Origin of the sequence: Pseudoalteromonas sp. SG45-2, assembly GCF_014164115.1 — a bacterium.
GTDB classification, from domain to species: domain Bacteria; phylum Pseudomonadota; class Gammaproteobacteria; order Enterobacterales; family Alteromonadaceae; genus Pseudoalteromonas; species Pseudoalteromonas distincta.
In genome coordinates, this window is the sequence record NZ_JACJEO010000002.1 from 235,449 (window position 1) to 245,097 (window position 9,649).

General features: G+C 41.5%; 15 protein-coding genes. 4 read left to right on the forward strand and 11 right to left on the reverse strand.

Translation table 11 applies throughout. From position 1 onward, the window contains the following. Window position 1: 1 nt before the first annotated feature. From H5116_RS02210 to H5116_RS02245, 8 genes are all read right to left on the reverse strand, one after another. Complete coding sequence (locus H5116_RS02210; protein WP_002958958.1) at window positions 2-640, reverse strand: protein-L-isoaspartate(D-aspartate) O-methyltransferase; 639 nt, start codon at window positions 638-640, stop codon at window positions 2-4. Next, window positions 630-1,394 (reverse strand): 5'/3'-nucleotidase SurE, encoded by a 765-nt coding sequence (gene surE / locus H5116_RS02215; protein ID WP_024600608.1) that lies wholly within the window; start codon window positions 1,392-1,394, stop codon window positions 630-632. The genes H5116_RS02210 and surE overlap by 11 nt, the downstream gene beginning before the upstream one ends. Next, a complete protein-coding gene (truD, locus tag H5116_RS02220; RefSeq protein ID WP_182715451.1) occupies window positions 1,375-2,427 on the reverse strand; it encodes a tRNA pseudouridine(13) synthase TruD in 1,053 nt (350 codons plus the stop codon). Before truD ends, surE begins: the two co-directional genes overlap by 20 nt. Then, a complete protein-coding gene (gene ispF, locus H5116_RS02225; protein WP_024604077.1) occupies window positions 2,424-2,921 on the reverse strand; it encodes a 2-C-methyl-D-erythritol 2,4-cyclodiphosphate synthase in 498 nt (165 codons plus the stop codon). The genes truD and ispF overlap by 4 nt, the downstream gene beginning before the upstream one ends. After that, on the reverse strand, window positions 2,918-3,619 hold the full coding sequence (ispD, locus tag H5116_RS02230) for a 2-C-methyl-D-erythritol 4-phosphate cytidylyltransferase (RefSeq protein ID WP_182673805.1): 702 nt from the start codon (window positions 3,617-3,619) through the stop codon (window positions 2,918-2,920). Before ispD ends, ispF begins: the two co-directional genes overlap by 4 nt. Next, a complete protein-coding gene (gene ftsB, locus H5116_RS02235) occupies window positions 3,609-3,896 on the reverse strand; it encodes a cell division protein FtsB (RefSeq protein WP_002958963.1) in 288 nt (95 codons plus the stop codon). The genes ispD and ftsB overlap by 11 nt, the downstream gene beginning before the upstream one ends. A 37-nt stretch (window positions 3,897-3,933) precedes the next feature. Then, complete coding sequence (locus tag H5116_RS02240; protein WP_002958964.1) at window positions 3,934-4,569, reverse strand: hypothetical protein; 636 nt, start codon at window positions 4,567-4,569, stop codon at window positions 3,934-3,936. Window positions 4,570-4,644: 75 nt separating this feature from the next. Further along, complete coding sequence (locus H5116_RS02245; RefSeq protein WP_002958965.1) at window positions 4,645-5,124, reverse strand: DUF2947 domain-containing protein; 480 nt, start codon at window positions 5,122-5,124, stop codon at window positions 4,645-4,647. Window positions 5,125-5,184: 60 nt separating this feature from the next. Between H5116_RS02245 and H5116_RS02250 the strand changes: the two genes are divergently transcribed. The 3 genes from H5116_RS02250 to H5116_RS02260 are packed head-to-tail and all read left to right on the forward strand — an operon-like array spanning window position 5,185 to window position 7,514. Continuing rightward, entirely contained in the window at window positions 5,185-5,424 is a 240-nt protein-coding gene (locus H5116_RS02250) for a DUF1653 domain-containing protein (RefSeq protein WP_039486721.1), read from the forward strand. Between the two features lie 52 nt (window positions 5,425-5,476). Beyond that, a complete protein-coding gene (locus H5116_RS02255; protein ID WP_010554437.1) occupies window positions 5,477-6,325 on the forward strand; it encodes a MoxR family ATPase in 849 nt (282 codons plus the stop codon). A gap of 1 nt (window position 6,326) precedes the next feature. Beyond that, window positions 6,327-7,514: a VWA domain-containing protein gene (locus tag H5116_RS02260; RefSeq protein ID WP_182715452.1), complete on the forward strand. Its 1,188-nt coding sequence runs from the start codon at window positions 6,327-6,329 to the stop codon at window positions 7,512-7,514. Window positions 7,515-7,647: 133 nt separating this feature from the next. Here H5116_RS02260 and H5116_RS20270 read toward each other — a convergent pair whose 3' ends face one another. From H5116_RS20270 to H5116_RS02270, 3 genes are all read right to left on the reverse strand, one after another. Beyond that, the gene (locus H5116_RS20270; protein ID WP_076916053.1) at window positions 7,648-7,863 is read right to left on the reverse strand and encodes a GDCCVxC domain-containing (seleno)protein; all 216 of its coding nucleotides are present in this window, start codon (window positions 7,861-7,863) and stop codon (window positions 7,648-7,650) included. Continuing rightward, window positions 7,851-8,240: an organomercurial transporter MerC gene (gene merC / locus H5116_RS02265; RefSeq protein WP_024601094.1), complete on the reverse strand. Its 390-nt coding sequence runs from the start codon at window positions 8,238-8,240 to the stop codon at window positions 7,851-7,853. Before merC ends, H5116_RS20270 begins: the two co-directional genes overlap by 13 nt. A 65-nt stretch (window positions 8,241-8,305) precedes the next feature. Next, window positions 8,306-8,683, reverse strand: coding sequence for a MerR family transcriptional regulator (locus H5116_RS02270; RefSeq protein WP_010557530.1), 378 nt, complete (start codon window positions 8,681-8,683; stop codon window positions 8,306-8,308). Window positions 8,684-8,832: 149 nt separating this feature from the next. On the opposite strand from H5116_RS02270, the gene H5116_RS02275 reads away from it, so the two are divergent. After that, a complete protein-coding gene (locus H5116_RS02275) occupies window positions 8,833-9,456 on the forward strand; it encodes a tyrosine-type recombinase/integrase (protein ID WP_004589486.1) in 624 nt (207 codons plus the stop codon). Window positions 9,457-9,649 lie beyond the last annotated feature (193 nt).

Genomic DNA, 9,649 nt, shown 5'->3' on the forward strand with positions numbered 1-9,649 from the left:
CCTATTCAATATCGCCAGGTACTAACGGCACAAATCTAACGGGAGCAATAACATGCTCTTTATAATTATCGCCTTTGCGGATAACCATTACTAATTTTTGATCGCTCTCACCAATTGGGGCTAATAACACGCCACCATCGGCCAACTGAGCAAGTAAATCTTGCGGAACTTTAGAGGCCGCAGCAGTCACTATAATACCATCAAACGGCGCTTGTGATTGCCAGCCTTGCCAACCATCGCCATGCTTCATGGTTACATTATATAAATCGAGTTGCTGCAAACGTCTTTTTGCCTGCCACTGAAGTGTTTTAATACGCTCTACCGAGTAAACCTTTGTAAACGTTTTGGCCAATATTGCAGTTTGATAGCCAGATCCTGTACCTATTTCTAGCACTTTATTGCGCACACCAGCTAAACGAAGTAGCTCTGTCATGCGCGCTACTATGTAGGGCTGAGAAATTGTTTGCCCTTGCCCAATAGGGAGCGCTGTATTTTCATAGGCTTTGTGTTTTAGCACATCATCTATAAAAATATGGCGCGGAATATCAGCTATAGCACTAAGTACTTGCGTATCTTCAACACCTTCACGCTTTAGTAAGTCAGAAAGCGCTTTAGCACTGCGGGTATAATTAGCGAGCACGATTAATCTCCAAATCGGCTAACCATTCTCCTACTGCCTTTAAGCTATCTTTAGCTGTCATATCAACACTCAGTGGTGTAACTGAGGCATAGCCATTATTGATTGCGTAAAAGTCGGTGCCTTCACCAGCATCGCTTTCGGTGCCAAGCGATCCGTACCAATAAATATCACGCCCCCAAGGATCGGTTTGTTTCGTCATCGTTTCAGCTTTATGACGAGCACCTAAACGTGTTACTTGCACCCCTTTTAATTCACTTAATGGAATATCTGGCACATTAATATTTATTATTTGATCTTTTGGAAGCGGATGCGAAGCCAAGCCTTTAATAATATTTACGGTAACAGCAGCGGCTGTTTCAAAATGATCGCCATTATGTGAGCAAAGCGATACCGCAATTGCAGGCAGACCTAAATGGCGACCTTCAGTTGCAGCGGCAACAGTACCGGAATAAAGCGTGTCATCGCCTAAATTGGCACCATGGTTAATACCTGCAACAACAAGGTCGGGCTTTTCATCAGCTAGCTGATTTACACCTAAATGTACACAATCAGTGGGTGTGCCATTAACTGACATAAAACCATTTTCGAGTGTAGTCGCTCGTAGCGGGTTCATAAGTGTTAAAGAATTACTCGCACCACTACAGTTGCGATCAGGTGCAACAAGGGTTACATCTGCAATTTGTATAAGCGCCTGATATAAAACCGCAATGCCTTTGGCATTTACGCCATCATCGTTACTTAACAGTATCTTCATTTATGCCATTATCCTTTTCTTTGCGCTCTCGAGTGCTAGCATCAGTGTAATCCACCAGCTCACGTAATAATGCGGTTGCAAAACACCCTTTTGGCAAACCAAAGCTTAGTTTTAGTGTGGTTTCATCAAGTGTTTCAACGGTTAAGTTTTGTGGAATTAAGCGCAGCATTCGGCGCTCATTTTTAAGGCCTAACTCACCTAAACCATCACACCATGTTTGGAAAGGTGCAAGCCATATTTTTTCTTGTTCGGTTAAGCCTTTTTCGCTTTTTCCCACCATAGGTGCCGACATCATAATATCGCCGGTAGCTAATCGCTCTATGTTTTCGTCATTAATTGCATCTTCAAAAAATGCATTGCTGCCGCTGAGCATAAATACTTCACGGTGCATTGTTTTAGCTAAACCATGCTCTTTTACACGTAAGCTCACTAACTGATTAAATACATGCGATCGTGCTGCTGAAATAATAATACCGCGCAACTTTTTATCGCGAATACGCTCACCGGCAAACATTTTTTCAGCCATAACTAAGTTATGACCGCCATGCCCAAAGCGCTGCTCGCCAAAGTAATTAGGCACACCTGCGCGTACTGCGTTAATACGACATAAAATATCAAGTGGCTTGGTTACGTTACGAAGCGTAATAGTAAATTTATTACCTTTGTGGCAGCCCGTACGTAACTTACGGTCGTGGCGCTGTTGCGACACAATAAAAATACTCTCACTATTTAAATCACTAAAATCGATAGGCTTTTTAATTGGTACTTTTACACTAAACCACTGTGAGCACACGCCGTGGCGATCTTTCATGCCTGCATAGCTTACGTCTCGCGGTGAAACACCCGCACGCTGTGCAATTAGCTTTGCAACGTATTGCGTGTTTTCGCCTTTTTTAACCACCTGCAAACACACGTGTTCGCCACTGCCGGTAAATTCTATACCTAAGTCTTCATCAACCATAAAGTCTTCAGCTGTGGTTTTAAAATCAGCTTTAGAAAGCGGTGCACCGTATAAATAATTTAAATCGCTCATGCGTTTTTTGTACTCGCAAGCTCTTTACTCATAATAACCACCGCATGGCTCGAAATACCTTCTTTGCGCCCTTCAAAGCCTAGCTTTTCGGTAGTAGTGGCTTTAACGTTAATTTGGCTAAGGTCGCAATTTAAATCGCTGGCTAAATTAGCGCGCATAGCTTGAATATGTGGCAACATTTTTGGTGCCTGAGCAACAATAGTCACATCGCCATTACCAAGTACATAACCTTGTTCTTTAGCTAAGCCCACCACATGGCGAAGTAAAATACGGCTATCGATATTTTCATACTCGCTTGCCGTATCGGGAAAGTGCTTACCAATATCACCCATTGCAAGTGAGCCTAAAATAGCATCGCATAATGCATGAATAGCAACATCACCATCTGAGTGCGCTAAAAAGCCCTGTGGGTAATCAATTTTTTCACCACAAATAGTTAACGGGCCTTCGCCGCCAAATTTATGTACGTCAAAACCATGGCCAATTCGTATCATAATCCACTCTCGTTTTGTTGTTTATGTAATAAAAACCCAGCCAGATCTAAATCCTCTGGCGTGGTTATTTTAATATTATCGCTACGACCTGCTACAAGCTTAACCGGTTTACCCGCCCACTCAATTGCACTGGCTTCATCGGTAATAGTAGCCCCACTTGCTAATGCGTTTTGCAGTGCATTTTTAAGCTCGTCATATTTAAAAAACTGCGGGGTAAGTGCTTGCCATAAATCATCTCGCGGCACAGTTTGTAGGGCATGAGTGTGGCCGCGTTTTATAGTGTCTTTTACTTTGCTAGCTAAAATACCGCCTTCATCAGCGTTAATGCATTCATCAATTAAACGTTCTATATCACTGATATTAACTAATGGACGAGCAGCATCATGCACCAATACCCATGTTGGTGGGTTAGGCGCTAAAAAAAGCAAGCTATTGAGCACCGAGTCGGCTCGCTCTTTTCCGCCACTGGCTCGCACAATGCGATTATCAAGCAGTGGGAGTTCGTCAAAATAGGGGTCGCTGTCGCTAAGGGCAACAACAATAGTGCGTAATTGAGGTAATTGAGAAAGTTTAGCTAAGGTGTGTTCTAAAATGGTTTTACCGGCTAATTGTATATATTGCTTAGGCGCATTGTGCTGCATTCTACTGCCAACACCCGCAGCAGGTACAATTGCTGCAATAGTCTGTTTATTTGTCATATTGTTTGCCCGGTAAAACACGAATAAATGTTTCGTCCGGTTTAATCATTCCCAATTCGTTGCGTGCACGCTCTTCAATGCCTTCTTGGCCAAGCTTTAAGTCTTCAATATCTGCTTTAAGTACTTTATTACGTTTAATGAGTTTTTCGTTGGTTTGATGATGCGACGTTACTGCACCTTTTAGTCGTGTGTAGTCTTGTAAACCATTATGACCAAACCATAACCTGTATTGTACAAACAGTGCTAAGCACAGTAAGCCAACTTGAAAAATACGCATTTAACACTCCTTATTTTAAATTCCAAATACCTTAACTTTAATACGCTAAGGGGCGCTTTAAATTGCGCCAATTAATACTACCCGCTAAAAGCATTTCGCGTAGTGATAAAACCCGTGGCATGCAACGCTTCGAAAATTGCCACTGATGCCCGCAACATGCAGCGGTTAAACTCACTTTACTTGGCTTTATTAGCTGAGCATTTTGCTGCTCTAGCCCATTTCCTAAAAAATCAAACCAACCAAGCTCGTTACAATGCAGCTTATTTTCGCCTAACTGATCGATACTGTCTATTCTAAGACGCACCTGATCGTAGCCATGCAATATAACGGGCACAATAAGCCCCACTTTGGCATACGTTTGATAAAAAAGTTCATTAGCTTGAACATTCACATCGGGTGGGGTCGGTTTTTGCTTTTCAAGCCACGTACCATTTTGTGCATCAAGCGTAAAAGGCGTGTCACCATTGGCAACTAACGTTGCCGCTCGCTCAATATAATAAGGTAGGCTTTTTAACTGGCGGCGCAGTTTATCGGCATTAGGCTCTGCAACTAATCGCTGAACCTCACGCTGATAAAACGCATTGCACAATTGTGCATACAACACTTTTTGTGCATCAGTTTGCCAAATTTCAACTTGCTGTTGAGCACCAAGTGACTGATTTTTAGCGACCAAAAGCTGTACTCAAAAATATTCAGGTAAATGTTTTATAACACAGTATTGAATGTTTTTTAAGCGCAGCGCACTATTTTAAGCGCTTGGCTTTTCACCTAATTTTGCTTTACCTGATTCTAAAAATTGCACAACCGTATTACGCTTTTTACCAATCAATAAACTGCCATCAGCTAAAAACATAAAGTTTTGCCAATTGCGTTTAAATACATCAAACGTCGTTTCGATAATATTATCGCGTGCCATACAAAAATAAACCGTGGTGTTAGCTTCCCAATCTAAAAACGTTAAGATTGCTTCTGGTGGTAACGCATCGCCATTTTCCCACGCATCTTGCCAATCTACTTCTTGGCTAAAGCTTTTTTCTTGACCACACCAATCGGTGTCTTCAAAAAAATCAGGGTGATCAAACTCACGGCTCACCATGGTTGTCCAAAGTACGGCTGCGCGCTCGTCGCTCATAGGCTTTATTTTTGCTGCGTCTTCATCAGATACAGGTAAATCTTTGTGGCGAAAAACCCACGCCTTTTTGTAATCATCTAAAGAAATATAGTTCATAGTATTGGCAAATTAGTTAACATTAAAAGTGCAAAGCCAAATTATACAAGAGATCAAAACATGACTACAGCAATAAAACCACTTTCCCTAAAACCAGGCATATACCAACACTACAAAGGCCCGCAATATAAAGTTATTCATGTTGCCACCCATAGCGAAACCGAGGAACAGCTTGTGATTTACCAAGCACTTTATGGTGAATTTGGTATATGGGCGCGCCCACTTAGTATGTTTTTAGAAACTGTTGAAAAAGAAGGTGAGGTCATACAGCGTTTTGCTTATATTGGACCTGCTGCTTAACTATGGCATTATAACAAAATAACTTACTGCTCAGACCAGACAAGGGTACACCGTGCAATTTAATTCAACTGACAATTACATAGCGAGTAGCGCGCTTAAACAAGCTGTAAATGCTGCCATTATGCTCGAAAAACCACTTTTAATTAAAGGCGAACCTGGCACAGGTAAAACCATGCTGGCTGAGGAGTTGGCTAAAAGCTTAGATACCACGCTTATTCAGTGGCATATAAAATCGACTACTAAAGCGCAGCAAGGTTTATACGAGTACGACGCGGTTTCGCGCCTGCGCGACAGCCAACTAGGTGACGAGCGTGTACACAATATTGGCAACTACATCGTTAAAGGTAAGCTTTGGCAGGCATTTACGTATGCAGAGCTTAACGGCAAACGCCCAGTGCTTTTAATTGATGAAATAGACAAAGCCGACATAGAGTTCCCAAACGACCTACTACTTGAGCTTGATAAAATGGAGTTTCATGTTTATGAGACTAACGAGCGCATTGTCGCAAAAGAGCGCCCTATTGTAATCATCACATCAAATAACGAAAAAGAATTGCCGGACGCATTTTTACGCCGCTGCTTTTTTCATTACATTGATTTTCCTAGCAGCGACGAAATGCAGCAAATTATTGACGTGCACTACCCTAACGTTAAACAAGATTTAGTACGCCAAGCACTCGAAGTGTTTTTTAATCTACGCGAAGCAAACGGCCTTAAAAAGAAGCCATCCACCAGCGAATTACTCGATTGGTTAAAACTTTTAATGGCAGAAGACATAGACGCAAAAACACTGCACGACAAAGCTAAAAAAGGCGGATTAATGCCCATGTTTGGCGCACTGCTTAAAAACGAGCAAGACATAAGCCTAATCGAAAAATTAGCCTTTATGAGCCGTCGTTAAGATGTTGATAGCATTTTTTTTCAAACTGCGTGAATACCGCCTACCTGTGAGCCTGCGCGAACTGCTCGATTTAATTAACGCCTTAAAAAAAGGCGTTATATTTGCCGACGTAGACGCCTTTTACCATCTAGCGCGCACCATCATGGTAAAAGATGAAACGCATTTTGATCGATTCGATAAAGCCTTTAGCGACTACTTTAGTGGTATTGCTGACCTTGATTTGCTCGAGAGTTTAAAGCAACAACACAACTTACCTGAAGATTGGCTACGTAAAGAGTTTGAAAAAAACCTAAGCGATGAAGAAAAAGCTCAACTTAAAGCTATGGGCGGACTCGACGAGCTTATGAAAACCCTAAAAGAGCGTTTAGAAGAGCAACAAAAACGCCACGCAGGCGGCAATAAATGGGTGGGCACTGGCGGCACATCACCTTTTGGTGCATACGGCTATAACCCCGAAGGCGTGCGTATAGGGCAAGACGGCAACCGTAACCGCCAAGCGGTAAAAGTGTGGGATAAACGAGAATACAAAAGCCTCGACACCGACAGAGAAATTAGTTCGCGCACAGTTAAACTCGCCCTTAAAAAGTTACGAAAGTTTGCCCGCACTGGCGCAAGCGACACGCTTGATTTAAACGAGACCATTCGCGCTACTGCAAAGCAAGGCGGCATGCTTGATGTAAAAATGGCACCCGAACGCCACAATGCAGTAAAAGTACTCATGCTGTTTGATATTGGCGGCTCAATGGATGACTATATCCACACCTGCGAAGAATTATTTAGCGCCGCTCACAGCGAATTTAAACACCTAGAGTTTTACTACTTTCATAACTGTTTATACGAGCACGTTTGGCAAGACAACGCACGCCGCCATTCAAACGTGATTGACACCATGATGCTGATTAATAAATTTACCAGCGACTACAAAGTCATATTTGTCGGCGATGCCACTATGGGCCCTTACGAAATAGCTTATGCGGGCGGCTCGGTAGAACATTACAACGAAGAGCCCGGCAGTGCATGGTTATCACGTATAACAAACCACTTTGATAAAGTCGCCTGGCTCAACCCACAACCCGTTGAACACTGGCCGTACTATCAATCAATTGGCTTTATCAAAGAGCTCATGAACAACCGCATGTATGCACTGAGTTTAGATGGGATAAGTAGGGCGATAAAAGAGCTGAGTTAATAGTTAATATCAATGACAGCCCAGTGCCAAAAGCAGCCCTTGAGTGACTTAGTGATAAAGGCTGCAATGATACGATTGCTGACATTTCACTATTTCTTTTTATGCCTTCTCATTGCCATTAATAGACTGTCATTTAGCTATCGCAACAACTTTGACCTTCTTGAATTGGCGGGCATTTCACTGTTCCATAAGAGCAATATACGCAACAATCGCCTTTCAAAGGCTTTAGGAGAACTTTGCAAGATTCACATTCATAATACCACTGGCAAGCGTTGGTTGGCATTTCTTCAGTTTTACTGAAGCCACACTCAGGGCAAGTAATGGTAGAATTTAACTCTATACTTTGCATGTTTGCTCCTTCAAAGGTTTAACAATGTCTAATACGGACATTACAATCATCAAACAAATACCTACATAAAACAAATAAGTGCTCCATTCGTATTGCCATAGTGGATAGAGGGTTAACAAAACCGCTATAGGGCCAATAACCCCAAGAATACCTCTCGCATGATTTTGGTTTTTATACCAGTTATACAAATTTACCAACAATGCCAGAGTTGCAAATATAGGTAACAAGGTATTTACAGCAATTCCCTCAAAGTGAGAGAGAAAGCCTAATCCTAATGCTGATGCTAACGAGCCGAGTGCGGGGAAGCACCCCGTACAACTAAGAGCCGCAAGCCAAACACCACCTGAGCTAACTTTATCTAAAATCTTATTAATCATTTTTAACGTCTAACATTATTTGAATGATTTGAGTATGAACTCCGTAGGTAGGTACGGAGTCAATACTATTTTAGCGAATCGATTATTGGGCAGTGGGATTGATCGTTATTGTTGCGGCATGAATTAGTCATTTCTTTTATGACGACTTCTAAGCGTTGAAGGTCAGCTATCTTATTTTGAATTACGTTCAATTTCAGCAAGCCTAGGGATTCTACTTTGGCACAATCGCCATCCATTGACATCAATGAAGCCACTTCTTTTAGAGTAAAGCCAAGTGCTTTGGCCTTACAGATGAATTGTAATTGTTTGGTGATTGAGTCGTCATAGACACGATAACCATTTTGAGGTTTTTGAGGCTGTTTTATCAAGCCTTCCCGCTCATAAAACCGTATAGTTTCTACGCCTATATCAAGTTCTTTAGCCAACTTGCCTATTGTTTTCATCGTCCAACCATAAAATCAACTTTAATCATGACATTAGTATATCAATACGAAGTAAAATTGCTCGAACTACAATGACTGGTTTTCGCTCATACCCGAATTCTTTTGTAGCGAGCTAAGCTTAAAACTCCATAAACACCGGAGTACAACTAATGCACCAGTTAACTATATATCAGCCTAAAGAGCCTTGGAATAAAAATAAGCTTGTAGGACAAAAGTTACCTCTAAAATTACAGCAAATATGGGCTATCCGAATACGACTGGAACTTTTTCATAAAATAAGAGATCTAGCACTATTTAACCTAGCCATAGATAGCAAACTAAGAGGGTGTGATTTAGTTTCACTAAAAGTTAATGACATTGCACATGGTAAAGCAATCCAATCACGGGCAATAGTCGTTCAAAAAAAGACTGGTATGCCTGTTCAATTTGAAATTACTGGAAATACAAGGAAATCAATTGTGGCGCTCATAGAGCAATTTACTCTCAATTCTTATGATTACTTGTTTAAGTCACGAATTCATTCCTCTGAACACCTTTCAACCCGTCAATATGGACGTATAGTTGACTCTTGGGTCACCTCAATTGGGTTAGATAAGACTCAATATGGCACTCATTCAATGAGACGTACCAAACCATCACTAATTTACAAAAAAACTAAAAATTTAAGAGCCTGTCAGCTTCTACTTGGCCATAGAAAACTAGAGAGCACTGTCAGGTACTTGGGAATAGAAGTTGATGATGCGTTAGAAGTATCAGAACAGATCGATGCTTAAATTTGAACCTAAGCCAGACTCGAAGTTAGAGTCTGGCACGTGCCATAATCCGACCTTGAGACACATAGAGATTAAGACTGCAAAGATACGAAAGCGGAAGTTAGCTTTGGCCTGTTTAACGACAAATATTCCGACAAAGCAGTCATGACTATTAGTTTATTGTTAAATCTAATCTTTCTTTTCGTTCATCTAC